A 26977-nucleotide genomic window follows, 5' to 3' on the forward strand; every position below is an offset into this window, starting at 1 on the left:
TGGTCCTCTAACGCGTTCTCCAGCTTTTTTCAGTCCCAACCGAGGCTCAGCCCGTCATGCGCTCGCGATAGATGTCGGCAGCCCATTGCTCGATCCACTGGGCGGTGGTCTCGTCATGATCGAGTTCCCCGGATTCGATGAGTTCGCGGATTTGCTGCCGCGCTTCGGCAATCGCGGCCTCCCAGGGATCGTCGGGCGGCCCGGCATCCGGCGTCAGCGGCTGCATGGGAAGCTGGCGCTGCGGCTGGCGCAGGCGCGCATGCTGGGTGTGGACCCAGTGCTCCATATGATCGGCGACGACGGCGTCGGTCTTCGCGAGGTTATGGCGCCTTGCCGCGGTCCTGGCTGCGACCCCGTAAGCCTGGCTGTCGATCGAGGCGACACGGTGGCGGAAGGCTGAAAGATAGGGGAGCGCTTCCCCTTTCACGCCGAAAAGGTGCAACCGCGTAAGGCGCGGGAGCACGCGGTCGAGATGATCGACGACTGCCATCAGACCTTCGGGCCCGTGGATAGGGCGCCTGCACATGGATCCGACGCCGACCAGTCCTGCCCGCTCAATCGTCAAGGACAGGGCCTCGGCGCAGCGCTCATAGTCGGACGGCAGGCGCCCCTGGATGACTGGCATGAAGGTGTCGAGAATCCCTTGGTCGTCGCCGCGCAGGCGGCACTCGATATTGGCCCGGATCGTGCGCGAAATTCGGTCGAGCACCTCGTCGCGGTCGCCGGCGACCTGATGCTCGACGCAATAGTCGAGGCTGGCCCACCAGCCGAACGGATAAGCCGCCGCAAGGCGGATATAATCGTCCACGGTCCACGGATATCCGCCGTAGGTGACCATCGCACTGAACCCGGCGCTGTCGAGGCAGAGGCTGTGGAGGCCCGCCGCGTTGCCGAGCGGGCGAAACGACCAGCCGGTCCATTCCCGCCAGCCGCGGCGCCTCGACCAGCGCGACAGAGCGTTCGCCGAAATGAGGACGGGCTGCTGGAGCCGCCTCGCCCGATCGAGCAGCTTGCCCTCGGACAGATGGGGCAGCCCTATCATGACCGCGATCGTACTCGGCTTGACCCTACCCGTGTTCATATTACGTTCCCTACGAAAGGAGATACCCGATGACCGATTCCGCCGCCCGCTATCTTGACCATTTCGATCTGGACGTGACGCTGCGCGATGCGGCCCTGGACGAGCAGAACCGCCCGACCCGGCGGATGATCGCCAATGCGGCGATCGGTATGCATGTCGAGGACGCCTTTTATTCGGTCCGCGAACTTCGCGAGGCGGTGAGCTGGATCCACGAGGGCGAACAGGGCGGCAAGCGCAAGCTGGCCTCGATCCTCAGCAATCCGGCCGGCGATGACTTCCAGCGCTGTATCTATTTCTGCCTCGCGGGCCGCGGCGTGGTCGAGATGATCGACGATCTGATGTGGCTGGAAGAGCTGCTCGAGGCGCGCGGCCGGATCGCGGGCGAGATGCGCCGGCGCAAGCTCAAGGCCCGGGCTCTCGTACGTCCCTATGTGGCGGATGAACCCGATGGCCCGGTGGTCTCCATGTCGGAGGATTTTCAGCAGGGTCAGTCCTGGTGGGCCGATCCCGGGCTGAGCGCCTGAAGCACGCGCGGCAGGCGCCTCGGTCGCGCGCCCTCTTGGTTTATCCCTTGTCCGGTGCCGGCTGTCTGGTGCCCGCCTTCAGCGTTCGCAGGTTAGCCTCTCGGCGCGTCGTTACTGCGCCTCGGCGAACGCGTCGGTGTAGTGCGCCGAGCCTTCGTGATGGGACCTCATATGTTGCGGACGATTGACATCCATTCTCCTCAGCGAAGCGCGTTCACGGTGCGTTGGCATGCCGGCGCAGCCGGGATCGAGACGGCCGTGGCGATGGCGAACCACAGTTCTCCCAGCACTGCCGAGCTCCATGATCACCGGCCCGACGACGTTACGCTGGACAAGGTGTAGCGGGTGTTGATCTAGGGTGACGGAAATCCCTCGAAATCGGGTTGCCGGACACTTTCCCAATCCGACAGTGTTTTTCGCGCAACCGGATTGAGGCAACGGTGTGCCAGTGATCGAGATGGACCATCAGCGGCGCGATTCATGTGTGTGTCGTCATACTGATTGCGAAGCAGCCATCACGCGACGGTTTCCACGCCATGTTCGCTCAGGCTCAATCAAGTAAGGCCTGACTGCTTAAGCACATTCGCCAGTTCGTCGGAAATGAACGGGCCGCCGTTCGACAAATGTTTGTCGCTCCACATTTGCGCGCATATTTGGGAGAGGTTGAATACCATCTCACCGTCCCGAATAACGAGTGGTGGGACAAAGCCGTCATTCAAGCTTGTAGTCAAGAATTACGGCCATTGACGGGAAATCTGCGGGCGGTCCAAATCCTTCTCGGTCATAACAAGATAGAAAATACGGTGCGCTATCTCGGGATCGACGTAGAGAACGTGCTTGCCCTTGCCGAAAACACTGAGATCTGAGCCCAATCGCGCCCGTTTTCGGGAAAGAGCCGAACACGGGCGTCTGGAACGAAGCAGTCGTTCGTAAATGTAAGGCGTAACGGCGGCTTATGGTGTTATGTGACGTTTCGCTCCAACGAACATGACCCAGGAATTTGGGCCTTCAATCGCGTATCAAGCGCAGGTCGACACTGTCGCACCACTGATCGCCTAGCCATGACGGGATTGGGGTGCTCGTGGTGGTTCCGACCATGACCAGAATGGGGCGCGTAACCGAAAGGTGCCCTTGACCATATCAACCGGCAGCTCTTGTCGGGGCCAAACATCGCCTCCTCGGATGCGAACGTCTGCGTCAGATCGGCAAGAGCTCCAGAAGCCACTCCTGCGCGTTCTCGTCGGCAATCCTCTCGCAGATGCCAATGTCGCGATAGGAGAATGACCATGGAGATGCCTGAAACCACACCCAATGCCTAAGGCCGGCTTTTCGGCGTGCCCTTCGCCATTTGAAGGGTGACCTTGTTGGCTTGGTTGCTCAAGCTCCTGTCGCCGTTTCATCCCACTCCGGATGGCAACAGTCGCCAAACTGCTCACCATCTTTCGCGCATGACTGGATAGCGTGCGGAATACGGATCTGTCGGTAAAAGCCGGTGAGCCAATCAAGCGAGACGTGCATCCGGATCATTGGCAAACGCGCGATTGGTTGCCAGCTTTTCTTCAAACTCGGCTTTCACCTTGACATCTTGTTCCAGAAGCCGGTCTGCCATTGGCGCGAGAACAGAATCCTCGATGCCCGGCCCCGGCTGCAGCGCAGCATGGAAGAGGCCCCATGCAAACAGCGAATCCTGACTTTCGGTTCCAGAAGTACGGCCGCAAGGAGGTCAAGCGGCTGATCGCTGGGCACCCGTAAGGTGCCGGCCGGAAGTGTCGTGGTGCGATCTTCGTGCACAAGGCGGGCTTCAACCGGTATCCGCCCTTCGCTCGTTAGCTTCAGTTTCGGATCGAGGATCCGGACATGGTCGAGCGTCAATGTGCGCGGCCTTGGGATCACCTCGAAGCGGATGCCGTGCAGCGTGAGCCGTTCGACGACCTCGGTCTGTCCCGCGAGCACCCACCATGCCGTGGGCAACTTCGCCTGTTCGGTCGCGGTCTGGCCGATGATCGGCATTCTGAAGTGGATCGGGCGGCCGAGCCAGCGCTGTTCAAGCCGGCCTGACGCGGGGAAGCGATAGGTTTCGAACGCCACGCTCTTGAATGCGTCGATGAAGCCGACGGCTGCTGCGCCGGCTGCCACCGGGTCATCAGTTCGGCCTGGCGAGCGGAGCGATCCGTCGCCTTGGCGTCGGCGATGCGCTGTGCGTCCTCGCCCGCGAGGCGCAATGCTGCCTCCATCAATACGTAGCTGCCCAATACACGCTGGCGATACGGCTTCAGCGCATGGTTCTAGACCAACACGGTCGGCACGCCGATGAAGTCGCCATAGCCGGTGGAATAGCGCGGCCCTTCCGGGCTGAACCGAATGCCCTTGGCGGGATCATGGGCATCGACCGCGCTGGGATAAACGCCGGGGATGTGCCCGGCGCGCCGAAGGTCATCTCTGACGACTGGGTCGAAGCGCTGCTCCAGCCAATCAGCCGTAGCGCGGTGCCGGGCATATTTTTCCCAACCCGCATAGGTGAAGGTGATATCATACTGGTGGTCGAAGCCATCGCTAACGTGGAAATCCATGTCGAGCGCGGGATCAAGATCGCGCAGCAGCCTCACGATCGCGCGCGTTTTCCGGCGCATCGAGCTTGGCATAGTCGCGGTTCAGATCGAGATTGCGATATTACATATCTTCCCACAACAGGGGAGGTGTTACGAAACACTTCCCGGGTCGTGGCGTCGAAGGGGTGGTCATCGGCTTTTCGTCCGCTAAGCTGGGCGGACAGCAATCATAATCGTAGCCAGTTTTGAGGGTTTCTCGTGGCTGAAATTATCTACCGACGAGCAACCTCTGTCGATCTTCCCGCAATAATCGATCTTCTAGCCGATGACATCTTGGGCGCAGGGCGGGAAAGCGCGGGTAACGGAGTATCACCTCAGTACACATCTGCGTTCGCGCAGATCGAGGCTGATCCGAACCAGCTTCTCGTCGTCGCCGACGACGAAGGTGCCGTTATCGGCACGCTCCAGCTTTCCTTCATTCCCGGATTGTCACGCGGTGGTTCGATGCGAGGCCAGATTGAGGCCGTGCGCGTCGCAAAGGAGCGACGGAGCGAACATATCGGTGAGGCCATGTTCACATGGGCGATCGAAACCTGTCAGGAGCGTGGCTGCACCCTCGTCCAACTGACCACAGATAAGGCCCGGCCGGATGCACATCGTTTCTATGATCGATTGGGATTTCAACCCACGCATATAGGTTATAAGCTCTATATCTGACTGAGCAGCGCGTTCGCGTGCCGCGTTTGCGAGAGCGCTACCGGCGCCGACATGCCTCTCAAGAACGGAGAGCGAACATGCTCACAGGGCCTGCAGCTTCCTGGCAGCCCGCTCCGAAGCATTCCATCGGCAGCTTCTGTTAGGAGCAGACGTAGAAGATGGTCGATTTGAACGACCGGGTCTGGTCGGCTGCCGACCCCCGCGCGAGCGTCGGTTGTCCCCGCGACCCGGCTCCAATCCGGACATTCGCCTATCGGCCCGAGCCGGTCATTCCGCAGTGTGCGAAAGTCAGGCGATTCCCGCTCGGCGCCTTGTTCGGCCCTATGTGGCGATCGAGCCGGTTGTCTTGTCCCCGCCCTCACCGTTCGCAGGTTAGCCGCTCGCCGCGCCGCCACCGGGCGGGTTCCAGCCAGCTTCCGGCGAAGGCTCCGGCGCGTTGCCGCTGCGCCTGGGCGAACGCGGCCGTGTAGCGCGCGGAGCGTGCGGGATCGGACCGCAGATATTGCGGCTGCGGAATGGCGAGTCCGGCGGAGATCATGACTTCGCCGAGGTCTCTACCATCTATCGAGACGGTGGCCACCGGGCGGCCATAGCTCGAGCGCGAAGACAGGCGGATCTGCGCGTCGCCGCCTCGTAAGGTGCGCGCGGCGAGATCCTGCGCGGCCTTGCCGCATTCCCAGCAGGCGCCGGCGCGTTCGCATAGCTGACGCCGTTCGAACGCATCGACGCCGAGCAGACGGAAGTCGGTGGCGACCGTATCGCCGTCGAGGGCGCGCGCCTTGGCGCTGAACGAGGTGTCCTCGGCGGCATCGCTAGGCGTGCTGGCGGCCGCCAGCAGAAGCGCCAGGACGACAAGGCGGTTCATGCGACCATTTCGAGCACGATGAGGCCCGGCGTCGCCGGGTCGGTTGATACACGGAAGGGTTGCAGCGGGTCCGCGGTGCGCAGGATGCTGACCCGTTCCTGGGAATGATCGAAGATCCGGCCCGCGACGCGCATGGCGTTCTCGCGACTGCAGAGCAGTCCGCGCTTGGAGGAGAGGCCGTTCCTTTCGATGGCGATTGTCATGACATGATCCACTTCATCACGAGGATATACGGATTGATGCTCAGGCGAACACCGTCTTGTGGATTTTGGTGACGGGCACGATCGACCAGGCCCGCTCCATGAGCCGGCTGATCCGATAGAAGCAGCCGTTGGCCGGGTCGCGCAACATGAGGCTGCGTTGGCGCTTGCAGACCACGAACTCCTGCGCGACGTGGCCGTCGCTGAAGGTGACCGGCTGCTCGAGCCGGATGCGGTCGCCGTCCGAGAGCTTGCGCGCGCGCCGGGCGATGTTGGCGCGGCACCGTTCGCGCCAGTCGAGAGCATGCTTGTTGTCGGTCGGCGAGAGGAGGTCGAGGATCGAAGCAGGGCAGTCGGCCTCGCACGGTCCCATGTTTTCGCTCATGTCCTTGTATCCAAATTGGTGGCCATCGCGCGAACGCGGGTTCCAGCGCACCAGGCAAACGACGGCAAAGACGCTTCCGGGAACGCCGCCGACCAGTTCCTGGGCCGCGGCGTAATAGGTCCGGTTCCCGGGACAAGAGGACGCCAGCACCCGGAGCCCGCGGGTGGTGCCGTCGTCGAGCGTGCATTCGTAAGTCAGTTGCGCGTCGAGATAGGATTTGGCGCTCTTGTGGCCTCCCATCGACGTGAAGGGCATGAAAAGCCATCCCATGGTTGATTGTCCTTTCTGATGGTGAGAAGCCGACGTCAGGCTGCGAGCGCGGGTGCCGGCGCGTCATCCTCGTGGCATTCGCCTTCAGCTGCCGCGCTGCCGAAGCTCTTGAGGTAGGCGAAGGCCTGCTCTGCCTTGGCGGCCGCATGGATGATCGCGGTCTTGTCGCCGCGCAGGATCCCGAGCCAATGCCCGACATAGCTCGCATGGCGATCGTGCAGCACATTCGGCAGACCCAGATCCGCGCAGCAGAGCCCCGCCCCGATTTCGGCGACGAGCTCTTCGAACGCATACGCCTTGTCGCCGAAGCGCTTGCCGAACGTGCGGGCCAGCCTGTCGGAGTGGCCCGACCAATGGACGGTCTCGTGACATCTCGTCGACGCGTACAGATCCATGCTGCGAAACGAGGTTCGGCTGGGCATCTGGATATGGTCAAAGGTCGGCGTGAAGTAGGCTTGGTTGCCGCCATGGCGAACGTCGGCGGGGATCGCGTCGAAGAAGGCGTCGATCGCCGCCTGGCGGGTGGAGGGTTCCACCGGCGTTTCCGGTTCTTCGGGGGCGTAGAAATAGGCCGGGAGCGCGTCGATCTGGTCGGCATTGAAGACGACGTAGTGGCGAAGGAAGCGGATGTTCTTCTCGACCTCCTTGCCGGTTTCGGGATGCTCCTCGGTTTTCTTGAACGACGAATAATAGACCGAGATCGCGCCGGTCTCGCCGCGCCGGACATTGGCGCCGAGCGCCTCGGCCTGGCGATAGGTCATCCAGAAGCGCGAACGGTAGCCCATCGCGTCGCCGAGCGCCCAGAGATAGAGCGTGTTGATGCCGGTGTAAGGCGTCCCGCAGTGCCGGAGCGGGCGGCCGCCGGCGCCGCTGCATCGCCAGGGTCTCGACCAGGGCGGAACGCCCTCCTCTAGCTTGCGGATGATGAGATCCGTGATTTCCGCGGCGACGTCGCGGCTGGATCGACGTGAAGCTGACATGGTGAGAACTCCGCTGTGCGGGAAAGGGAAACCGCCGACGCGTGTCTGCGCGCCGGCGGTCAGCACTCCAGGAGGTGAGAGGCGTCAGGCCGCGAGCGCGTCCTGATCGTCCAGCTGAGGTTCGCCATCGGCGTCGTTCACCGCGACCGTGTCCTGATCGCCACCCTGGTCCTCGGGTTCGTCGTCGACATCGAGATCGTCGGCGGGCGCAGAATCGAGGAACTTCATCGCGTTCGGCACCCAGGCGAGCGCCGCGTCGCGAACCTCCGGCTCGACGATCGCTTCGCCGGCGAAAAGCTTGGCGCACGATTCCGAGATTTCGGACTTCTTCATCGTCGCGTGACGCGCCGTGAGCGCCGCACCGCCGACATCGGCGAGCAAGGTCAGGATCGAACCCTTGCTGACCCGGTCGAAGAAGTTCTCCGAGGTCGGCCGCCACCAGCTTGCGACATCGATTTCCATGATGGTCGCAAGCCGGTTTTGCAGCGGGGACTGCTCGGCGCGGGAATTTGGCGCTTCGAGCGACATCGCGACGATATAGGCGAGCCAGGCCGCCTTGGCGTCGTCGTCGAGACCGCGGAAGGCCTCGAACCGGTCGACCTGCGACTGGTACTCGGTCCAGCCGGCATCGAGCCCGTCATGGGCTTCGGCGAGATAGCTACGGGCGCGGGTCGCAGGCTGCTCGCCGGTGACCGGGTCCTGGGGCGAGCGAGCGCGAATGGTCGAGCCATAGGCGCTTTCGGCGGTCATGCGATCGTCGATCATGACGAAGAGCGCATAATCGAGCGCGAGGGCCGGGTGGCTGAGGAGCGTCGCCGCCAGGACGTCGCGCCGCTGCATCGCGAGCTCGTCGTAGAGCCGCGCGCTGAGCGGCTTGCCGCCCGGAGCCACCGCTTCCGGCCGGGAGGCCGGGGTCGCGGATTCCCTGCCGGCACCGCTCGGCCGGCCGCGCGAACCTTTGTCCGCGGTGTCGCCCGTCTCGTCCTCGGTGCCGCCGATCCGGATAGCCTCCTCGCTGTAATATTCGGCGTCGAGCACCATTTCGCCCTTGGGCGTCAGCTTGAGGAAGGCGCCGACCAGCGGCCGCAGTTCGTCCGGCAGAACTGGCGCGACCTTGCGGATCGCAAGCTCCTCGGCGCTGAGCGCGTCATATTCCTGGTCCAGCGCCTTATACGCGTCCTCGCCGATGGCTTCGTCGTCCATCGCCACGGAAATCGCCTGCTGACGCTCCGCGATCGCCTCGAGCCGGGCCTGCTGTTCCTCGGTCGGGTCCGCGGTGGGCAGGATGACGCGATAGAGGCCGGCGGCGGCGCTGTGGGTATAGTTGGACGCGATCGGACGGATCCAGCCAAGGCCGAGCTCCTCGCCGACAAGCTTGGCTTCTGCCTCCATGATGTCCGCGGCGAGCCGCTGCGCGATCTCGGGATTGACCCACTTGTCGCCGCTGTCGCTGAAGAGGTCGCGATCGACCTTGCCGCCGGCGTCCGCGTAGCGGTCCTCGCCGACCAGGATGGCGACGGGATCGGTCGAGTTCATGGTCTCGTTGGCGATAACACGGCGGATGGTGTCGGCGTTGGAATAGCTGGTGCCGTAGCTGTTCCAGACGAGCAGCTGCTTCTCCTGGTTCTCTGTCGACGCATAGGCCTTGGCGACGTCGAGCGTGATCGTGCCTTCGCTCAGCGCCTCGAAGATCGGCTCGGCGAGCGTCGCAAGGCGCAGGCGGCCCTCGACGAAGCGGCGGGTGAGGCCGAAGCGTTTGGCAACGCCGTCGATGTCGCCCGTCAGCCCAATGAAATACTGGAACGCCCGGCATTCCTCGGCCGGCGTCATCTTGAGCTGGTGGAAGTTGGCCGCCGTCGAAGTCTCGGACAGGGTCGCCTCGTCACCGACCAGGACCTTCACGGGAACGTCATAGGTCTCGGGGTCGATCACGCCGCGCTCGGCGAGCAGGCGCAGGCCGCGCAGGCGGCGGCCGCCGTCGAACACCTCGAAGGTGCCGCGCGGTTTCCGGACGGGGGTGACAAGCAGGTTCTGCAGGACTCCGCGCGCTTCGAGATCGGCCGCCATCTGCGGGATTTCGAGCAGTTCGTCGGGTCGCTTGCGGACGTTGATGGGTGAAAGCGTGAGCTTGGCGAGCTTAACGGATGCGGTCATGGGAAGGAGCTCCATCTGGCGTCCGGATCATCCCGGACACCAGCTCCGTCCCCCCCTTCCCTTTCCCCGATTGGCTTACGGCGAACCAGCGAGCTGCAGAGCCGCCGAGCGATCGCTTTTCGGTCCAGCTTCGATTTTTACTGTCGGTGAACTGGCGAGCGATTAGGCTGGAACCAAGGGGGTACGTGTGAATCCGCTCGATCTGATCTCGGCAGCGCCGTGGAAGCGTGCTGCCTTCACGACCTATGCGCTTTCGCTGTCGTTCTTCGAGGCAGTGCTTCTCGACGCGCTGCTTCGCGGGGGTAGCCGCAATGCTCTCATCCTGGCCGATCCGGAAGGCGTGCGCGCCGGCCTGAGCGAGGAAGGTGCGCGCAGGGTCGGCCGCGACTATGAGATCGAAGCCGTCGCCTGCGCAAATCAAGGGGTGTTCCACGCAAAAGTGGGCGCGCTGTTCGGCGATGATGATGCTCATCTGCTCGTCGGATCGGGCAACCTGACTTTCGCGGGCTGGGGCGGCAATCTCGAGCTGGTCGAGCATCTGCACCCAAGCTTCGCGGCGGATGCATTCGACGATGCGGCGGCGTTTTTCGAACAGCTCGCCGCGTCGGCTCAGATCATCACGACGGCAGGGCCTGCCTGCGAGACGATTGCCGGCTTTCTGCGACGATCGGCGCAGGGACAGCCGCGGACGGGCCATATCCATGTGGTGCACAGCCTCGATGCGCCGATCGCGGAACAGCTCGCGCTCTATGCCGACGACCTTGGCGGCGTGACCCGCCTTACGGCGGTCTCGCCCTATTACGATCTACGCGCCGACGGGCTGGATGCGCTCGCGACACTGCTGGGTATCGAAAAAGCGCATCTCCATGCCCATCCCGCAGGAACGGTCCGCGGTCCGGGCTCGAATGCCTGGCCCTTCGAGGGCGGACCCAAGTGGCAGCCGGTCGACGTGGCTGACGCGTTCGGCCACGATGACAGACCGCTCCATGCCAAGTCGATCGAACTGGTTTGCCGCAAGGGACGCCTCCTTCTCAGCGGCAGCGCCAATGTGACGCATGCCGGTCTGTTCGGGCGAAACGTCGAGGCCGGGGTGCTCCGGGTCCAGCGGGGCAGCAAGAGCTACTGGGTGACGGCCCCGGGAACGGCCCCTGCCCGCCTCCCGGCAGACGCGCTGGACGAGAACGAGACGAGCGACTCCGCGATCGGAATCCTGAGCGCCTCGCTGGAAGGAGAACGGATAGCGGGCCGCGCGCTGACACCGAGGCTTGGCGGGAACGCAAGCGCCGTGCTGCGAACCCCCAGGGGATCCCATGCGCTGGGTCCGGTCGTGGTCTCTGGCGACGGCCATTTCCAGCTCGATGCGCCGGGCATCGAATTAGAAAGCTGGGAAAACGGTCGTCTGATCCTCGGACTCGAGCAGGGCGGCCGACGCTGGGAAGGCTTCGTGTCGATTGCGGCGGCGCTCGAGCTGATCCGGCGCACAGGTTCGATCGCCACGCGGCTCATGGCGATGCTCGCCGGCACCGAAACGCCGACCGACGTCGCCGCCATCCTGGCGTGGTTTCGCGAGGATCCGAGTCGCATGCCCGCATCGCTCGGCATCGGCGGTGGCGGTAGTGGCGGCCGGCCAGACGGGATCGAAGGCGTGGTGACGCTCGCCGACCTCAATGCGGCTGCCCTCGGCGCTAACTTGCTGTCGGCAGCGCCCGGAGAGGAAACATCGTCCGCATGGCGCCACACCATGGCTCTGATCCGTGCCGTGTTTAGACAATCGCGGGGCCCCTGGGGCGCCGGCGGCGAAACCGACGATGATGACGACGACGATGAGAAGGACCGCGAGAAGCGAGCGAGGTCCGAAGAAGCGGCGAACTATCGGTCGCTCCAGATCTTCGACGAACTCCTGATGACCATGCTGGCGCCTGAGGCCGCGGGTCGTAACGCGCTCATGGCGCTGTCGCTGTCGCATTTCCTGGCCGACCGGATCAGACCGGCACCGGCCAAGGTGCAACTCTGGCTCGACAAGGTGTTGCCGCAGATCGCCGCGCTTGACAGCCCCGAAAGCGACCTCGCCGCCGCTTCCATCCTCCTTCATCATGCCGCCGGCCGACGGGACGACAATGCCATTCGGGCGCGACGCTATTTCCTGCGTCGCGGGATCGATCCGGCCACCATTGCCGTCTCTCCAGATGTGATCCCGGCTTTCATGGCGTTGCTCGGCCAAGGCATCGACCTGGACGGCTTTCTCGGCGAAGTGCTGACGGCAAGGACCATGGGCGAGCAGATCGACGCCTATCTTGCCGCCAGCGATGGGCATGGTCCCGATGTCGGATTTGATAGCCTTCGCTCGTCGCCGCACTGGCCCAGTCTTGACCGGGCGCTGCGCGATCCCGCGTCGTTCGCCAAGCTGATGATACTCGAGACCTTCAGAGCGTCGTGCCCTCGTTGCAATATGAGGCTTCCCCTTGCGGCCGGAGAGGATCTGCGGCTGCGGGGATTGGCGAGCTGCTGTGGCCGAATCCTGCTTAATCGGGATTGCTGATCGTGATGGATCTGAACGAACTCCTCGACGTCGCACGCACCGCCGGCGAACCCCGTCCGGTCGACAGAAGCAAGATCGGCATGGGGGGTGTGGATCCGCTCGGTCTGCGCCAGATCAATTTCGGCCTGATGGACCGGGTGCTCCCTGACCTCAACAACGTGGCAAGCCACATCCGGCCCTATACGCTGATGGCCTGGGCCTGGCGGCGTGTCCGCCATATCCTGGAGCGCGGAAGGCGACAGAGCGCGCAGCCCGAGGAAATGCGCGATTTCGTCGACCGGATCGAGGCGATCTACGCCTGGTCCCAGTTCCTGATCGATCCCAAAGCCGACATACCCGGAGCACAGGCCATGCGCCCGATGCTGGATGCCGTGCGCTATCGGTTTGGCGGCGAGGAATGGGAAGCCCGGCGTAACATGCGACGCTATTCCACCGGTTTCATATCGCCTCTGAACTACGGCCCGAGCCTGCGCACGATGGGATGGTTGATCCCGATCGAGGGCGCCGCTGGCATATTCCAGCCCGATCCCGCCCTCGAGCCGGTGCTCGACGCTTTCGAAAAGCGCGTCGAGGCGGAATTGGATCACGAGGCGTTCCATCGCTTCGGAAGCGTCAGCGTGAAGCGGGCGGACGCCGAGCGCTGGGGTAAACTCTGGACGATGGACAAGCCTCGCGCGGCCGAAGCGAAGGCCATGTTCACCAGGCTCGGCGGCGAACGCGCGGCGCCCGCCCGCCAGAAAGGCGTCGCTCTGATCCAGGCTGCCTATGCGGATCTCGCGGACGAGGAGGCGACTTACGAGGACATCAGAATGCGCATGGCCGATCGGGCCGACGCATGGAACAGTGCGAACGACCGCCCGATCGCGGCGGACGAATGGCGAGCGGTCCAGATCCGGCAGCTGTTCCGGCTCGCGCTCGAAGGCCTGTTCTATTGGACGATCGGCGCGCTTCTACCTGGCCCTCGCTCCACCGGGCAACTCGCACAGGCCTTCATCGATGCCGTGGATGAGACGTCGAAGGCGGATAGCGCTGGAGACTGGATTCTCGTGTCGAAGGACACCGCGAATCCTGTCCAACGTCTTCGCTCCCTGCAGAAAGTCCTGCGCGACCAGGAACAGCTTCCGGCTGCCATTGTCGCAGCCCTTGCTCTCTGCCTCCGGGAAGCGCCGAACCAGGGCCATCCCTTCGAGAATCCCGATCGATTGCCCCTCAGCCGTGCCAAGAGGGAGGCGGAAGGCTGGCGTGAGCTCTCGCCGGCCGGCTTCGTCGGGCGCGTGCTCGAGATCTGGATCATGGCGCAGCATGCCTATTGGTCCGTGGGACGGGGCCTGGCCGACGCTCGCAATCGGGGCAAGACGATCCTCCGTTTGCGGATTGTCATGGATGAGGGCGGATGGACGCTCACGCCGGGCACGACGCGCCAGGGCAATCCTCCAGAGCCGACACCCGACCGCCTCGAAACGGCTACAAGCCTACTCGTCGAATGCGGTCGACTATAGATCGACGGGAGTGTCATCTTCGTGCAAGGGATTGGTCGTTATCCGCGAACTCATGTCCCCGCGGCCTGGGGACTTTCGAGGCGAAGGCACTCGCGGGTCAGGCAGAGCACGGACCGCCGACAACGTCTCTGCGAGCTGCCACCGCGTGTTGCGGCCCGCTTTTTGGAAGTTTTTCCGTGTTTTGCAAATGACGATTCGGGCTTCGGCAGACACTTAACCGAGCATCTGGCCGAGGATCGCCTCTGCCGACGGCATCGGTACGAAAACCCGCGTGCGATACTGGATCACTTCGGTGAAGCAGCCGATCGACTTGAGCCAAGGCAGCCGCTCGTGTGGGCAACCCACCAGCTCGATCCGCTGCGAACCGTTGACGACCGAGCGCTTGATGGTGAGCGGGAACGGGTGCGAGACATCGACGCTGCGCCCCGCCGAGACTGCCTTGGCGATGGCGTCGGGCGGGAGCGTATCAGAACGATCGATCCCGAGCTTGGTGAAGAGCTGGGGCACATGATCGTCGAACACGAGGCGCCCCAGCCAGGACTGCCCTTCCCCATCAACGATGCGGTTGACCGCCATATGATCGCTCGGCAGGGCTGACCAGATCGGCAGCAACAGGCCCGTCGCGAGCCGGATCGTCTCGCTGTCGACGGTTTCCCGGGCTATTTCGACTTCCCTCGTCCATTCGGTGCTGAACGTCACGCGGTCGACTTCCTCCCAGGAGGACTCGTAGAGGTCGTCCTCGCGCATATATTCGTTGCGCGTCGGTCGCATCATCTCGACGCGCGCAATGGGCGTCCCCTCCTTCTCCTCCATGAGCGATCGCGCCCGGGTCCGAAGCGCGGCCTTCCCCGACTTGCGGTTGATCATGAAGCCGGCGCTGCCGTCGCCGTCGGCAATGCGCAGGATGCGCTCGAGGGACACGGGGTTGCGCCGCCGCGCTATCTCGATGGTGAGGAGATGCGAGGTGGCCCCGGTGCGTGGATCGGTACGCAGCACGACGTCGTCGATCAGCGTGGCCTTGTCGACGAGGATCGTCTCGACGCCGACGTCGAGCCGTCCTGCCTCGCGCGCGGCCGAGACGCGTGTTTCGATCAGCGACAGGAATTCGTCGAAGATGCTGTTCTGCAGCGCGATCGGCAGCGCGAGGATTCGATTGAGCCAGCGCTGGATCGGCGGCATCTCGTCCTTGAGGACGCCATCCTTGTCGCAGAGCTCGAGGCCGGTACGATGCTGGAAGTCGTCGAGCGTGGTGCTTGAGAGCTTGCCGGCCGCGAGCAGGTCGAACCAGGAGAGGAGCGCCGCGCAGGCATATTCGCTTTCGAGGTTGTCGGCCGGGTCGAACAGCCCCTGCCCACCCGTCTGGCGCTGGCCGCGCGTGAGCGCGCCGAGACTGTCGAGGCGCCGCGCGATCGTGCTGGTGAAGCGCAACTCGCCCTTGCAGTCGGTCGTCACCGGGCGGAACAGCGGCGTGGTCGCCTGATGCGTGCGGTGGGTCCGGCCGAGGCCCTGGATCGCGCGATCGGCGCGCCAACCGGGTTCGAGCAACAGGTGGACGCGCTGCTCCTGGTTCAGAACATCAAGCGAGGCATGGTAGCTTCGGCCCGTGCCGCCGGCGTCGGAGAAGACCAGCATGCGCTTCTTGCCGGCCATGAACGCGGCGGCTTCGGCCTGGCTCGTCCGGGCCGATCGGCTCTCAAGCTTCTGCCGGCCGTCGCTTGCCGTGATGAGGCGCTTGGTGCGGCCGGTGACCTCGGCGACATTGTCGTGGCCGAAATGCTCGAGCAGAGCGTCCAGCGCGGACATGATGGGCGGCATGGCGCAAAGTTTCTCGATGAGAGCATCGCGCGCGGCTTCCGCCTCGGGATTGTAGACCGGATGCCCATCGTCACCCACCATCGGCAATGAGCGCGGCGTGCCAGTGTCGTCCTTGAAGACCTGCATTTGCCGGGTCGGAAAAGCCCGCTCGAGGTAGTCGATAATGTACTCACGGGGGCTCAAATCAATTTCCAGCGTCGCGCGCTCGTCGGGCGAGAGATCGCCCAACCGCCGGTTGAGGATCGATTCCGCGGTGGTCACGAGTTGGAGGACCACCGATTGCCCTGCTGCCAGATGGGCTTTCGCCGCCGCGATCACGGTCGGAAGCTTCATGCTGAGAAGGAGTTGGCCGAAGAAGCGCTGCTTGGTTGACTCGAACCGCGAGCGCGCCGACGCCTTGGCGCCGCTGTTGAGGGTCGCATTTTCGAGCCCGTCGACCACGGCCGTCAATTCGAGGGCATGCTCCATGTTGCGGTGGATGATGCCTTATCGCGAGGAAGCGATAATGCGCAGGAACGCGGCGTAGTCGCGGAATTTCCGTTATCTGGCGCAAATTTGCTGCGCATTATTTTGGTTGCGAACCTCGGCGGTCTCTGGACCAACCGAGGAGACAATCATGTTGAAGTTGCACGATGAGCTGATCGCCAAGCTCACGAATTTCCTGACGGAGCGAAATTACAATCCCGTGGTGGTTGCGAACCATCGCCTCTATGCTCGTGCGTTTCTCGATTACCTGGCCGAATGCGATATCCGGGTGGAATCCGTGACGCCCGGGCAGGTCGATCAGTATTTCCACTATGCGATCGAGGATTTTCAGGCCCGGTATGGCCGGGATCCCAGCCCACGCTGGCACAAGCTGCCGCGCACGGCGATTTCCAAGCTGCTTCGGCTTGCCCAGGGCAAATGGCCTCCCGAACCGGAACTGACCGGACCCGACGCGGCGTTCCGCCATGCGATCTGCTGCGAATACGAGGCATGGCTGCGCGACGAACGCGGTCTGGCGAGTGCGAGCATTGCGGCGGCGATGTGGGAGGCACGAAACTTCCTGCGCTGGCAGTTCGATCGCGGCGGCGGAGCTGGTCTCGCAACACTGAATGTCAGGGATGTCGATCTCTACATGGACATGCGCGGGCCTGGCCTGCGGCGCAAGTCACTGGCGGATGTTGCGGAGCGGCTCCGCTCGGTGGTCCGCTATCTGCACCGGACGGGTCGTATCCCGACCGATCTCACCCCGCACATCATCGGTCCCATGCTCTACGCCTATGAAGATGTGCCCTCGACGCTGGACACGGAGCAAATCGCGGCGGTGCTGGCAGCTGCGAAGACGGACCTGTCGCCGCGAGGGCTGCGCGATCATGCGATACTTCAGCTGCTTGCGACATATGGCCTGCGCGAAGGCGAAATCTGTCGCCTGCGCCTTGAGGACGTGAACTGGCGCGAAGAATCCCTGCATATCCGCCACACCAAGACCAATGCGCATTCCGCCATGCCGCTCCTGGCGCCGGTTGGCGAGGCGCTGTTCGATTACCTTCGCCATGGGCGGCCCCGGACCGAAGCGCGGGAGGTCTTCGTCCGGTCCTGCGCGCCCTATATCGCGATGACGAACCTGTATGGCATGGTCAGGGGACGGTTGTCGGCCGCAGGCGTCGAACCGCCCGGGAAGCGGGGACCGCATGTGTTCCGTCACGCCCGTGCGGTTGAAATGCTGCGGGCGTCGGTCCCGCAAAAGATTATCGGCGACGTGCTCGGGCATCGATCCACCGAATCCACCAATACTTATCTCAAACTGGCAACAGATGATCTCCGAGCCGTGGCACTCGATGTGCCTGGAATGGAGGTGCTGTCATGAGCGCCTGGCACGATCCCGATCGCACCGTCGTCGACGCCTTCCTGGTAAAATCGCAGTTCCGGCCGGGAAGCGTACCGACCTATCGCTGGTTCCTTCGCACCTTCGAAGATGTTGCCCGCCGGCATCCGGCGGTGGACCGGCAGATGCTCGAGGCCTGGCTGAAGGAAATGGCAAGACGCTGGCGAATGTCGACATTGCTGAACCAGGTCTGCATCGTCGATCGCTTCCTTGACCACCTCGCCGAAATCGGACTGATCGCCGACAATCCCATTGTCGCGCTTCGCCGTCGGTACAACGTCAAACACAGCAAGCCGATCTGGCGCGCGCTGGCGTCGTCCAATCCCGATGAGGAACTCGCCGCGTTGCGACAGCCTGCACCCTTCGGCAGCGTGCTGGGCGACTTCATGCGCGATCATGTCGCGCTGATGCACAGCCGGGGCTATCAGTATGAAACGCAGGGCCACTGGATATTGCGGTTCGACCGGTTCCTTCAGGCGAACCCCGAACTTGCCGGGTCATCGCTTGAAACCATGCTGGCGTGCTGGAAGGCGGCCAAACCAACTCGCAATCACGCGGCTGAATGCCAGAAGCTCGGGCGCCTCCTGACCAAGGCGCGGCATCGCCTCGATCCCGGCATCCCGCCGAAACGCTTTGACGCCCGGCCCGAACGGGAAGTGGCGCGAGAACATCGGCGGCCGCATATCTTCAGCCCGTCCGATGTCCGGAACATGCTCAATGTTGCCCGTTCCTACCCGTCGCCAAATGCACCGCTGCGACCGATGGTCCTCTACACCATGGTGCTTCTGGCCTATTGTGCCGGTCTGCGCCGCAGCGAACTCGCCAGACTCGATCTGGGCGACGTGGACTTCCAGTCGGGCACGATCACGATCCGGCAAACGAAGTTCTACAAGACCCGGATCCTGCCATTGACAGGCAGCGTCCTCGCCGAACTGCGCGCCTATATCGATGCAAGGCAGCGCGCAGGTGCGCCGCAAAATCCGGAATCAGGTCTGTTCTGGCACGGGCACTTCAATGATCGCTACACGCCGCGGTCTGTCTCGACGATGATCACCGATGTCATGCGCCGCGCCGGGTTCAAGGCCCCGACCGGGCGAACGGGGCCGCGCGTTCACGATCTGCGCCATTCGATGGTCGTCAACCGGATACTCCAATGGTACCGGGCCGGCGTCAATCCGCAGGACAAGCTGCACTTCCTCTCCACCTACATGGGCCACCGGGATATCAACTCCACGCTGGTCTACATCACCGTCACGCAGGATCTGCTGCAGGAAGCAAGCGAACGCTTCCGTGCCGTCGGCGCCCGATGCCTCACCATGGAGGCGCGGCCATGACGAGAAGCGACCCGTTCCCCTCTCTGTTGCGGGCGTTCTTCCAGGAATGGCTGGTCGAGCAACGCAGTGCTTCGGTCCATACGATCCGGTCCTATCGTGACACCTGGCGGCTGTTGCTGCGCTTTATCGCCGAGCGAAAAGGCGGCGGGGTCGCGCGAGTCGCACTGGCCGATATCTCTGCCGACGAGGTGCGCGCGTTCCTCCACCATACCGAACATGGGCGCGGGTCCACGATCGGCACGCGTAACTGCCGGCTCGCCGCGATCCGCAGCTTCTTCAGCTTCGTGGCGGACAGGAATCCGGAATATGTCGCGCAATGCGCAGAGGTTCTGACCGTACCGCTCAAGCGGGAACCGACATCCGCGCCGTGCTATCTCGAGCCGGCGGAAGTCGAGGCGATTCTCGCCCAACCCGATCGGAGCACTGTCGCGGGAATGCGCGACCATGCGTTGCTCTCGTTCCTGTACAACAGCGGCGCGCGGATCCAGGAAGCGCTTGATCTGTGCCCCGACGCGATCCGGTTCGATGCACCCCACTGCGCTCGCCTCAATGGCAAGGGGCGCAAGGAACGGATCTGTCCGCTCTGGCCGGAAACCGTGACGTTGATCGAAAAGTTACTGGAACGCCAACCGCGTGCGCCAGACGAGCGCATCTTCGTCAACCGATATGGCAAGCCGCTGGGCGCGTCGGGCGTGCGGTTCAAACTCGCCGCCTATGTTGACGAGGCAGCCAAGGCTGTGCCGTCGCTCCGGTCCAAGCATGTGACGCCGCACAGCTTCCGGCACGCAACCGCCGTCCACCTTGTAGCAGCCGGAGTGGACATTACCGTTATCCGCAGTTGGCTGGGGCATGTCAGCCTCGACACGACCAACCACTACGCACAGGCCAATCTCGAGACCAAGCGAAAGGCGCTGGAACAGGTGGGTGCGCCGGCGGCGAGCAACGTACCCCCTTCGTGGAAACGGGATGCCAGCCTGATGGAGTGGCTCGACACCCTGTGAAATAATGCGCAGGAAATGCCGTAATGTTCCGCAGTCTGGCGGGGCCTACGCCGCGTTCCTGCGCATTATCGCTTCCTCGCGATAAGCCGTGTTATGAGCAGCTGCGCATAAGATCGCCCAGGCGTCGGCATAGGCGTCGTAGATCGCGATCTGCTCGCGCGTCAGTTCATGCCGCAGGATGTCATATTCGACGCCGGCAAAGCTCAGCGCGCGGGCGGTGTAGAGGCCGAGCGCCTTCAGGTCGCGAGCGACGAGCTCCATCGCGGCGATGCCGCCCTTGCGGATTCCCGAGATGAACTGCTCGCGGTTGCTGAAGGCGGTTTCCGGCCCCCACAGACCCAGCCGCACGGCATAGGCGAGGTTATTGACGTCGGAGGCGCCGGTTGCCGAGGCGTAGAGGACGCGCGCGCCGGGCAGATGATTCTGGAGCAGCACGCCGGAGATGCCCTGCTGCGAGCCCTCCTTCTTGCCGAGCGCGCCTTCGCCGCCGGCGACGCCGCCCATCTCGTGCGCCTCGTCGAAGCCGATCACGCCTTCAAAGTCGTCGCCTGCCCAGTCGATGACCTGCTGGAGACGGCTATGATCGCCGCGTGCCGAACGAAGCGTCGGGTAGGTGACGAAGAGCACGCCCTGCTCCAGCGGTATCGCCTGGTCGATTTTCCAGTTGGAGAGAGGCTGGATGTCGGCCGCGAGACCGCCGAGAGCAGTCCAATCACGGCGCGCGTCTTCGAGCAGCGCCTCGTTCTTCGAAATCCAGATGTTCCGGCGGCGCCCGGCGAGCCAGCTGTCGAGGATGCACGCGGCAACCTGCCGCCCCTTCCCCGCCCCGGTGCCGTCGCCGAGGAAATAGCCCATGCGATAGGCGCGGCCATCCTGCGCTTCCTCGAGCCCGACACCTTCCTTGGCGGGCCTGAACTTCCCCGGCAGAAACTGGTCCCAAGCATGTCCCGCATAGACGACGGTTTCGAGCTGCGAGGCCGACAGCAGACGTTCGGAGACTGTGCGTTCGGGGAGCCGCGGCACATAGGCCGGGATCGGCGCCGCGATCGAGCCCATCGCGACGGATTCGACCAGGGCGGTCGGATGTTCGCCGGCCGCGTCGAAGGTGATCCGGCTCGGGCGATAGGGAAGATAGACGCCGACCTGGTCGAGCAGCGGCGCGGGCGTCTCGAGCGGCGCGTAGTCGACGGGCAGCACGTTGTTGCGGACCGGAACGTAATAGGGCCGCGGCTGCGCGCGATTGCTCTTCATGGCGCGGAACAGTGAGGGGCTGCTCGATCGCTTGGGAGCCGGTGCCGATGGCGCTGCGAGGGTCCCGCGCTCGTGAATCGTGAGCGCGCCGATGAGCTCGCGGATGGAGGTGCGCTGGATCGTCGCGGGAATGGTCGTGCCGGGGACCTTGTCGATCACGAACAGCCGGACCGCGATGCTGGTGCCATGCTTCAGATAGCATTTCTCGAGTCGCACCGAGGTCCGCACGCTGACATCGCGCAGCGTGGTCTCGAAGAGATCACGCATCCGCGCATTGGGACCGAACCAGTCGGGCATGATCGCAACCAGACGGCCGCCGCCGCGCAGCCGGCGAAGCGCTGCCTGGAGATGGCGGACGGCGGCGTGGGCGTCGGCGCCTAGCCCGACCGACCGCGAGAATGGCGGGTTCATGAGGATCAGACTGGGGCGCGTTGCCGCCGCCAGGCTGGAGTTGATCGTGGCGCCGTCGTGGCCGGTGACGGCCGCGTCCGGGAAAATGTCTGCAAGGCGGGCCCGGCGAGCCGATGCATATTCGTTGAGCTGGAGCGCGCCATAGTCCCGGCAATGCGCCACGAGGAGCCCGTTGCCGGCGCTCGGCTCGAGGATGACATCGTCTCTCTGGATGTTGGCGAGGAGAACCGCGACCGCGGCGAGATCGATGGGCGTCGAGAATTGCTGCCATTCGATCTGGTCCTCGCTGCGAACGGTCTGGGTAGGCAGCCGGTCAAGGAGATCGCAGGCGGCTCCGACATCATCGAGCGAGTGGAGGGGATAGGGGCCGAACTGGAGATGGTGCGCGAGCGCGTGTTCGAGGATCTCGAAGCTATCACGCTGGGTCCAGAAGCCATCGGCGTCCGTTCCCCCGAAACCCTCGATCATTGCCGCGTTGAGATCCGCGCGGGTGATCGGGTCGGTCGCACGCAGGCGATCGGCAAGAATGACGGCCGCGCGGCGTTCAGCCGCGGTGGCGGTATCGAAGAGATCGGACATGGTGGGGTCTCCGGACTGGCTGCCCCATCGGCAGCATCAATCCTCCGACCCCCCTCCCCTTCTCATTGCGCTGTGTTGGCCATGTTCTGGGGCAGGGGCCTTGGAAGCGGAACAGCCATAGTGTGAAGCGCCGGAATCTGTCCCAGCCCGTCAGGCCGGCATCTGCACCACGATCTTGCCCTTCGCGTGCCCGGATTCGAGATGCACGAATGCGTCCGCTATGTCGGCGAAGGGAAACACGCGGTCGATCACAGGCTCGAGCTTCTTCTCTTCGATGAGGCCGCCGAGTTCGGCAAGCTCAGGTCCGCTCGGATGCATGAACAGATATCGATAGGTGACGCCGTGCTTCTTTGCCTGCGCGCGGAGCCGATAGCTCACCGCCCAGAACAGCGCGGTGAGCAAAAAGCCCCCGCCGAGATCCTGTCTTGCTGTCTGCGGTTCGGGCATGCCGGCGATCGAAACGACCTTCCCGCCAGGCTTCACGACCTGGAACGACTTCATGAGGGTATCCCCGCCGATCAGGTCGAAGACACCGTCCATGTCGCGCACATGATCCTCGAAACGCTGTGACGTGTAGTCGATCACGACGTCGGCACCGAGGCGCTCGACCAGTGCCCTGCCCCGCTCTGAAGCCGTGGTCGTAACCTCGGCGCCGAGCCATCTGGCAATCTGGATGGCAAATGTGCCGACGCCTCCGGCACCGCCGGGGATGAACACGCGGCTCCCCGGCCTGAGCTGCAATTCGTCACGAAGGGCCTGAAGCGCAGTCAGGCCCGCAAGTGGCACGCCTGCGGCCACAGCGAAATCAAGCGTCGCGGGCATCCTGGCCAAAAGGCCTTCCGGCACGACGGTGTAGTCTGCGAACGCGCCCATGGATTCCTTGGGCATCCGCGCGAAGACGCGATCACCAGGAGCGAATTGTGTCCTGGCTGTCGGGGACGTCTCGACGACGCCGGCAAGTTCGTTCCCATCGTGATCGGCAAGGGATAGCGCTGGACGATTTTCAGCATGCCCTCACGCGTCTTGAAGTCGACGGGATTTAGGCCGGCCGCATGCACACGAACCAGGATTTCACCCGGCCCGGGTTCGGGACGCGGAATCTCGCGAACTACTGTCGCCTCGGGGCCCCCATAGCCTGTCAGCATAAAGGCCTTCATGGTCGTATCATGCCTGAGATCGGCCGGCGTTGATAGATTCCTCCTTCAAGAGGTTGGAGGGGTGACGGCCCCTCATGCTGCCATGCGTCTCTCGAGCACCCTTGCCCAATCCTTGATGCCGCGCGGCGGCGGCATTCGTTCAATCGTGAGGCCCGGGCGAGCGTAGAACTGCTCGGCCTGGTCGGCAGCGCGGGCGCCTTCCGCATCGTTATCCTGGGCGAGGATGAGGGTTTGAAGTTGCTCCGGCAGCCGGATCTGGTGAAGGCGCCTCGCTCCGAGACTTGCCCAGCATGGAAGCGCATTGAGAATGGTGAAGGCGCGCGCGGTCTCGAAGCCTTCGGCGAGTGCGAGGACGGCGGCGCCCCGCCCTCCTCCCTGCCACGCGCCCGCCGCCGGCCGACCGAGCATGAGCTTCATGCGATAGCGCGCCGTTGTCGGATCGAGGAATATTCGCTGCACGGCTGTCAGGCGCCGCCCTTCTCGCACCGCCACAAGAAGAGCCGGGTGGAAGCTTGTCCAGGGCTTTGGCCGGTACGGGCATCGCGGATGGAAACGGAGATCCTCGGTCATCGGCGCAAGGTAGCGCGACGCGAGATAGCGTTCCGCCAGCGTACCTTCGAGGGAAAGGGCGTCATCCCATAGCCGGTTTGCATTGCCGGACGAGACCGCCGAAACATCGGTGTAGCTGAAATGATTGCGGATCGGTACGCGCCGGAGTTCGCGCAGGATGTCTTCTCGATCGCACCCGGCGAAACAGGTCACCAGGATGCCGCGATTACCCTGGCGGATCGACAGGCTTGGGGTGCTGTCGGAATGCGACGGGCACAGGCACATCGCGGTTCTTCCATGCCAGGTGCCACCAAGTGCGCCAACGAGATCGATGAGTTGCTGGGAAGGTCGTTCGGCTGTGAGGGCCATGATCGGCTCCTTTCACAACCTCGTCCCCCCTCCCCTTCTCCTCGGCCGGCCTCTAGCGCATCATTTCGGATGCTATTGAAAAGCTAAGCCCAACGGACCGTGCAATGAGGCGTGTCACAAAATCTTTTGATGACAAAGAATAGCCCTGGCTGGTGCCGAGTCGGTGTGGATTTAGATCCTCCTCCCCTGTGCGCTGTGTCTGCGGAGAAACTTTGAGGCGATTCGCGTTGCTTTGGATTGGCGTCGGCCGGGCGTGCAAGTCTGACGATATTTGCGGATAAGTCCTTGAGCATGGCGTGCAGGTGGGCGACTCATCTTGATTTTCGGGAGGGTTTCTAGGTGAAATGATACTTCCCGAACGGTCCGGGACTCGGCGGCGACAAGGAGGCCTGTCCCTGAGTGCCGCAGATCCTGCCGCCCTATTTGACTAACTACCCTGTATTTGGCATAGCTGTCCGGGATTAGGGGCCATTATGCGGTAATTTTCACGAACCGTGGCCGGTTTGGGTTCAAGAAGGGGACATGCCCATGCTGTCGGGTCAGATTCTCGATGCGATGATAACCTCGTGCGAGAATGCCAAGACGGTCCTGCGGCAAGCGGCTATCGATCCATCCGATCGCAAAACGCTGAACATTTCAATGGGGGCAACCGTCGCCGCTGAATTGCTCGGGCGAACGCCGGAAGCGCTTTCCAAGGCGGAGGCGCGTGGCCGACTGCCCGCTCCCAAGACGGCAGCCAATGGACGCCGGTTTTACACAGTCGAGGACTTGATCGCGATCCGCGAGAAGCTGGGCATCAAGATGGGCAAATTGCCCTCGGAACGAGCCGTCGTGATCGCCGTGCAGAACTTCAAGGGCGGCGTCAGCAAATCGACGACGGGCAAGCATCTCGCAGATTATCTGGCGCTGCGGGGTTACCGAGTGCTCGTGGTCGATTGCGATCCCCAGGCCTCGATGAGTGTGATGTTCGACGTCAATCTCGAGGCATTGGTGGACGAGACGCATACGCTCTCGAACTTCCTCTCGCCGCGTATCGACGAAGCCGATTCGCTGCGAAAGACGATCCAGAAGACCGCCTGGCCCAATATCGATATCTGCCCGGCGAACCTGGGCCTGCAGGACACCGAATGGGAACTGACCGCAACCATCGAGGAAGGCCCGACCGCCATTGCCGGCGCGTTCAGGATGTTGAGGATCGGCCTGGAAGAAGTGCGGCACGATTATGATGTCGTGATCCTCGATCCTCCCCCGGCCATGGGCTTTTTGGGTGTGAACACGTTGACGGCTGCGGACGGCTTGCTGATCCCCGTGCCGGCCCGGCAGCTCGACTATCTTTCGACGATCCATTTCATGCAGACCTGTCGGGAAGCGATGGACCTCGTCTCGAAGTTCGATACTTCGATCGACTACGGGTTCATTCGTGTCGTCTGCACCATGTTCCAGCCCAACAGGACCAACGAAGCGCAGATGCTTCAGGTCATGGAGAAAACCTACGCCGGTCAGATGCTATCGACGCCGATCCTCCTGTCGGAAGAGATCAAGAATGCCGGTCTGTCGATGTCGTCGATCTACGAGATTAACAAGCCATACGGATCACACCAGACCTACACGCGGTGCCGCGACAACCTCAACATGGTGTTTCGCGAGATCGAAAAGGATATTTGCAAACAGTGGCCGTCGCGGATGGCGCAGGTCGGCACCGACAGACTGACGGAGGCGGCATGAGCAGCGCTGGGGGCAGGCGTCGCAGTCTACTGGCGAGCGCCATCGAGAGCATCGGGACGACCCCTGCCCCGACTTCCGTGCCAGAGGCGGTCGACGCCGAAGTGCTGGTCGATCGCGACAAGCCCGTCGACGAGCCGTCCACACCCTCTTTTTTGGAGCGGCGCGGTATTGCGTTCGACGAGATTGCACGCACCGTCAAACGCCCGACGATCCGTCTGAAGCCCTCGGAATGCTCTATCTGGCCGGGGAACGCTCGCGATCATGCAGCTCTGAGCTACGAACGCTGTGCGTCGCTCATCGACTCCATCCGGGAGGAAGGATCCAACCGCGAGCCGGTTGTTGTGCGGCGGACGCCGAACGCCGACAATCCCTATGAGTTGATCGTCGGCACCCGCCGCCATTTCTCGGTTTCATGGCTACATGCCAACAACCATAGCGAAATCGAGCTCGTTGCTCGTATCGAGACGCTTGACGATGAGGCCGCATTCCGGCTCGCAGATCTTGAAAACCGCGAGCGCGAGGACGTCACTGATCTCGAACGGGCGCGCAATTACAGGCACGCCGTAGATGCCTATTACAACGGCGTGCGCACGCAGATGGCCGATCGCTTGGCGATCCCCAAGCAGAACCTCCACAACCTCCTCCAGCTAGCGGAGTTGCCGGACGAAGTTGTAGCAGCGTTTGCTGAGCCTGGAGACGTCAAGGTCCGGCACGGCATGCGGCTCTCCCCGTTGCTGAAGAACGAGCAGTACCGCGACGCGATCATCGCCGCGGCTGTGGCGCTGCGTGCGGAGCAGCAGGCGCTGAAGGATGCCGGGAGCGACAAGATAGAGGGGATCAAGGTTTGCGAGCGCCTGGCTGCAGCCGCGGCGACGCCTGCGGTGTCGAAGATGCCCCCTCCCCGAGCCAAGCCCGCCCTCACCGCCGCTTCAGGCAAGGAGATCGGCCAGATCCTCGCCGATACACGGGCTAAGGGTATTACCATCAACATCAATCCAAAGGGCGCAGCTTCGGTCGAGGAGATTCTCGAAGCGCTTCGCCCTGCCATTGAAAGTGCGAAGTTCAGTCGGAATTAGGCAGAAATCTGATTTAAGTGTTTATTTTCAATTAGTTGGCTCCCGGTAAAATGCGTTTTACCGACGCCACGGGACACGAG

The 26977-nt window shown here is 63.4% G+C and carries 22 protein-coding genes and 2 pseudogenes; 11 read left to right on the forward strand and 13 right to left on the reverse strand.

The genetic code is table 11. The features are described from left to right. Positions 1–46: 46 nt before the first annotated feature. On the reverse strand, positions 47–1081 hold the full coding sequence (locus JI59_RS23440; RefSeq protein WP_039858583.1) for a deazapurine DNA modification protein DpdA family protein: 1035 nt from the start codon (positions 1079–1081) through the stop codon (positions 47–49). A gap of 29 nt (positions 1082–1110) precedes the next feature. On the opposite strand from JI59_RS23440, the gene JI59_RS23445 reads away from it, so the two are divergent. The 3 genes and pseudogenes from JI59_RS23445 to JI59_RS27875 form a co-directional block, all read left to right on the forward strand. Next, positions 1111–1605: a hypothetical protein gene (locus JI59_RS23445; RefSeq protein ID WP_007015493.1), complete on the forward strand. Its 495-nt coding sequence runs from the start codon at positions 1111–1113 to the stop codon at positions 1603–1605. A 219-nt stretch (positions 1606–1824) separates the two neighbouring features. Further along, positions 1825–1947, forward strand: coding sequence for a hypothetical protein (locus JI59_RS27870; RefSeq protein WP_007015492.1), 123 nt, complete (start codon positions 1825–1827; stop codon positions 1945–1947). A 404-nt stretch (positions 1948–2351) separates the two neighbouring features. Continuing rightward, positions 2352–2471, forward strand: a pseudogene (locus JI59_RS27875) (integrase); the annotation flags it as partial. Positions 2472–2982: 511 nt separating this feature from the next. On the opposite strand, the gene JI59_RS28140 reads toward JI59_RS27875, so the two are convergent. The 3 genes from JI59_RS28140 to JI59_RS28150 form a co-directional block, all read right to left on the reverse strand. After that, positions 2983–3132, reverse strand: coding sequence for a hypothetical protein (locus JI59_RS28140; RefSeq protein ID WP_203226103.1), 150 nt, complete (start codon positions 3130–3132; stop codon positions 2983–2985). A gap of 45 nt (positions 3133–3177) precedes the next feature. Then, positions 3178–3741, reverse strand: coding sequence for a hypothetical protein (locus JI59_RS28145; RefSeq protein WP_007015489.1), 564 nt, complete (start codon positions 3739–3741; stop codon positions 3178–3180). A gap of 149 nt (positions 3742–3890) precedes the next feature. Further along, positions 3891–4235, reverse strand: a complete 345-nt coding sequence (locus JI59_RS28150; protein ID WP_007015488.1) for a M14 family metallopeptidase — start codon at positions 4233–4235, stop codon at positions 3891–3893. 177 nt (positions 4236–4412) lie between these two features. On the opposite strand from JI59_RS28150, the gene JI59_RS23460 reads away from it, so the two are divergent. Beyond that, entirely contained in the window at positions 4413–4871 is a 459-nt protein-coding gene (locus tag JI59_RS23460) for a GNAT family N-acetyltransferase (protein ID WP_007015487.1), read from the forward strand. Positions 4872–5229: 358 nt separating this feature from the next. Here JI59_RS23460 and JI59_RS23465 read toward each other — a convergent pair whose 3' ends face one another. The 5 genes from JI59_RS23465 to JI59_RS23485 all read right to left on the reverse strand — a co-directional run bounded on the left by JI59_RS23465 (position 5230) and on the right by JI59_RS23485 (position 9725). Then, the gene (locus JI59_RS23465) at positions 5230–5736 is read right to left on the reverse strand and encodes a thermonuclease family protein (protein ID WP_007015486.1); all 507 of its coding nucleotides are present in this window, start codon (positions 5734–5736) and stop codon (positions 5230–5232) included. Then, positions 5733–5939: a hypothetical protein gene (locus JI59_RS23470; RefSeq protein WP_041565064.1), complete on the reverse strand. Its 207-nt coding sequence runs from the start codon at positions 5937–5939 to the stop codon at positions 5733–5735. Before JI59_RS23470 ends, JI59_RS23465 begins: the two co-directional genes overlap by 4 nt. Before the next feature lie 40 nt (positions 5940–5979). Continuing rightward, positions 5980–6591 (reverse strand): DUF6927 domain-containing protein, encoded by a 612-nt coding sequence (locus JI59_RS23475; protein ID WP_007015484.1) that lies wholly within the window; start codon positions 6589–6591, stop codon positions 5980–5982. Positions 6592–6626: 35 nt separating this feature from the next. Then, positions 6627–7571 carry an ArdC family protein gene (locus JI59_RS23480; RefSeq protein WP_007015483.1) on the reverse strand — a complete coding sequence of 315 codons (945 nt, stop codon included), beginning with the start codon at positions 7569–7571 and terminating at the stop codon, positions 6627–6629. 84 nt (positions 7572–7655) lie between these two features. Next, complete coding sequence (locus tag JI59_RS23485; protein ID WP_007015482.1) at positions 7656–9725, reverse strand: ParB/RepB/Spo0J family partition protein; 2070 nt, start codon at positions 9723–9725, stop codon at positions 7656–7658. A 187-nt stretch (positions 9726–9912) separates the two neighbouring features. Here JI59_RS23485 and JI59_RS23490 point away from each other — a divergent pair, with 187 nt between their 5' ends. Both JI59_RS23490 and JI59_RS23495 read left to right on the forward strand, forming a co-directional pair. Then, positions 9913–12264, forward strand: a complete 2352-nt coding sequence (locus JI59_RS23490) for a phospholipase D-like domain-containing protein (protein WP_007015481.1) — start codon at positions 9913–9915, stop codon at positions 12262–12264. Positions 12265–12269: 5 nt separating this feature from the next. Beyond that, a complete protein-coding gene (locus tag JI59_RS23495) occupies positions 12270–13763 on the forward strand; it encodes a septum formation inhibitor-activating ATPase (protein ID WP_238532645.1) in 1494 nt (497 codons plus the stop codon). 213 nt (positions 13764–13976) lie between these two features. Here the strand turns inward: JI59_RS23495 and JI59_RS23500 are convergent, their stop codons facing one another. Then, on the reverse strand, positions 13977–15704 hold the full coding sequence (locus tag JI59_RS23500; RefSeq protein ID WP_337999261.1) for a strawberry notch C-terminal domain-containing protein: 1728 nt from the start codon (positions 15702–15704) through the stop codon (positions 13977–13979). 490 nt (positions 15705–16194) lie between these two features. Between JI59_RS23500 and JI59_RS23505 the strand changes: the two genes are divergently transcribed. Genes JI59_RS23505 through JI59_RS23515 form a run of 3 tightly spaced genes read left to right on the forward strand, consistent with a single transcriptional unit; the run spans position 16195 to position 19780 of the window. Further along, the gene (locus JI59_RS23505) at positions 16195–17427 is read left to right on the forward strand and encodes a site-specific integrase (RefSeq protein WP_004212848.1); all 1233 of its coding nucleotides are present in this window, start codon (positions 16195–16197) and stop codon (positions 17425–17427) included. Beyond that, on the forward strand, positions 17424–18779 hold the full coding sequence (locus JI59_RS23510) for a tyrosine-type recombinase/integrase (RefSeq protein WP_007015939.1): 1356 nt from the start codon (positions 17424–17426) through the stop codon (positions 18777–18779). Before JI59_RS23505 ends, JI59_RS23510 begins: the two co-directional genes overlap by 4 nt. Next, positions 18776–19780 carry a tyrosine-type recombinase/integrase gene (locus JI59_RS23515; RefSeq protein WP_007015940.1) on the forward strand — a complete coding sequence of 335 codons (1005 nt, stop codon included), beginning with the start codon at positions 18776–18778 and terminating at the stop codon, positions 19778–19780. The genes JI59_RS23510 and JI59_RS23515 overlap by 4 nt, the downstream gene beginning before the upstream one ends. A 45-nt stretch (positions 19781–19825) precedes the next feature. Here JI59_RS23515 and JI59_RS23520 read toward each other — a convergent pair whose 3' ends face one another. From JI59_RS23520 to JI59_RS23530, 3 genes and pseudogenes are all read right to left on the reverse strand, one after another. After that, the gene (locus JI59_RS23520; RefSeq protein ID WP_081976348.1) at positions 19826–22021 is read right to left on the reverse strand and encodes a strawberry notch-like NTP hydrolase domain-containing protein; all 2196 of its coding nucleotides are present in this window, start codon (positions 22019–22021) and stop codon (positions 19826–19828) included. A 150-nt stretch (positions 22022–22171) separates the two neighbouring features. Continuing rightward, positions 22172–23178 (reverse strand): annotated as a pseudogene (locus JI59_RS23525) (NADP-dependent oxidoreductase). Positions 23179–23250: 72 nt separating this feature from the next. Then, positions 23251–24096 carry a DUF7146 domain-containing protein gene (locus JI59_RS23530; RefSeq protein WP_007015476.1) on the reverse strand — a complete coding sequence of 282 codons (846 nt, stop codon included), beginning with the start codon at positions 24094–24096 and terminating at the stop codon, positions 23251–23253. 528 nt (positions 24097–24624) lie between these two features. Here JI59_RS23530 and JI59_RS23535 point away from each other — a divergent pair. Together JI59_RS23535 and JI59_RS23540 are read left to right on the forward strand one after the other, a co-directional pair. Continuing rightward, positions 24625–25821: an AAA family ATPase gene (locus tag JI59_RS23535; protein WP_007015475.1), complete on the forward strand. Its 1197-nt coding sequence runs from the start codon at positions 24625–24627 to the stop codon at positions 25819–25821. After that, a complete protein-coding gene (locus JI59_RS23540; RefSeq protein ID WP_039858570.1) occupies positions 25818–26897 on the forward strand; it encodes a ParB/RepB/Spo0J family partition protein in 1080 nt (359 codons plus the stop codon). The genes JI59_RS23535 and JI59_RS23540 overlap by 4 nt, the downstream gene beginning before the upstream one ends. The last annotated feature ends 80 nt before the right edge of the window (positions 26898–26977 follow it).

The organism is Novosphingobium pentaromativorans US6-1 (assembly GCF_000767465.1).
Taxonomy (GTDB): domain Bacteria; phylum Pseudomonadota; class Alphaproteobacteria; order Sphingomonadales; family Sphingomonadaceae; genus Novosphingobium; species Novosphingobium pentaromativorans.

Bases quoted from the DNA above. Each gene is read 5' to 3' on its own strand.
- JI59_RS23480 (WP_007015483.1), bottom strand. From the start codon at position 7,571: ATGTCAGCTTCACGTCGATCCAGCCGCGACGTCGCCGCGGAAATCACG.
- JI59_RS23520 (WP_081976348.1), bottom strand. From the start codon at position 22,021: ATGTCCGATCTCTTCGATACCGCCACCGCGGCTGAACGCCGCGCGGCC.
- JI59_RS28140 (WP_203226103.1), bottom strand. From the start codon at position 3,132: ATGATCCGGATGCACGTCTCGCTTGATTGGCTCACCGGCTTTTACCGA.
- JI59_RS23535 (WP_007015475.1), top strand. From the start codon at position 24,625: ATGCTGTCGGGTCAGATTCTCGATGCGATGATAACCTCGTGCGAGAAT.
- JI59_RS23505 (WP_004212848.1), top strand. From the start codon at position 16,195: ATGTTGAAGTTGCACGATGAGCTGATCGCCAAGCTCACGAATTTCCTG.
- JI59_RS23500 (WP_337999261.1), bottom strand. From the start codon at position 15,704: ATGCAGGTCTTCAAGGACGACACTGGCACGCCGCGCTCATTGCCGATG.
- JI59_RS23475 (WP_007015484.1), bottom strand. From the start codon at position 6,591: ATGGGATGGCTTTTCATGCCCTTCACGTCGATGGGAGGCCACAAGAGC.
- JI59_RS23530 (WP_007015476.1), bottom strand. From the start codon at position 24,096: ATGGCCCTCACAGCCGAACGACCTTCCCAGCAACTCATCGATCTCGTT.
- JI59_RS23470 (WP_041565064.1), bottom strand. From the start codon at position 5,939: ATGACAATCGCCATCGAAAGGAACGGCCTCTCCTCCAAGCGCGGACTG.
- JI59_RS23485 (WP_007015482.1), bottom strand. From the start codon at position 9,725: ATGACCGCATCCGTTAAGCTCGCCAAGCTCACGCTTTCACCCATCAAC.
- JI59_RS23440 (WP_039858583.1), bottom strand. From the start codon at position 1,081: ATGAACACGGGTAGGGTCAAGCCGAGTACGATCGCGGTCATGATAGGG.
- JI59_RS23540 (WP_039858570.1), top strand. From the start codon at position 25,818: ATGAGCAGCGCTGGGGGCAGGCGTCGCAGTCTACTGGCGAGCGCCATC.
- JI59_RS23495 (WP_238532645.1), top strand. From the start codon at position 12,270: ATGGATCTGAACGAACTCCTCGACGTCGCACGCACCGCCGGCGAACCC.
- JI59_RS28150 (WP_007015488.1), bottom strand. From the start codon at position 4,235: ATGCGCCGGAAAACGCGCGCGATCGTGAGGCTGCTGCGCGATCTTGAT.
- JI59_RS23510 (WP_007015939.1), top strand. From the start codon at position 17,424: ATGAGCGCCTGGCACGATCCCGATCGCACCGTCGTCGACGCCTTCCTG.
- JI59_RS23515 (WP_007015940.1), top strand. From the start codon at position 18,776: ATGACGAGAAGCGACCCGTTCCCCTCTCTGTTGCGGGCGTTCTTCCAG.
- JI59_RS23445 (WP_007015493.1), top strand. From the start codon at position 1,111: ATGACCGATTCCGCCGCCCGCTATCTTGACCATTTCGATCTGGACGTG.
- JI59_RS23465 (WP_007015486.1), bottom strand. From the start codon at position 5,736: ATGAACCGCCTTGTCGTCCTGGCGCTTCTGCTGGCGGCCGCCAGCACG.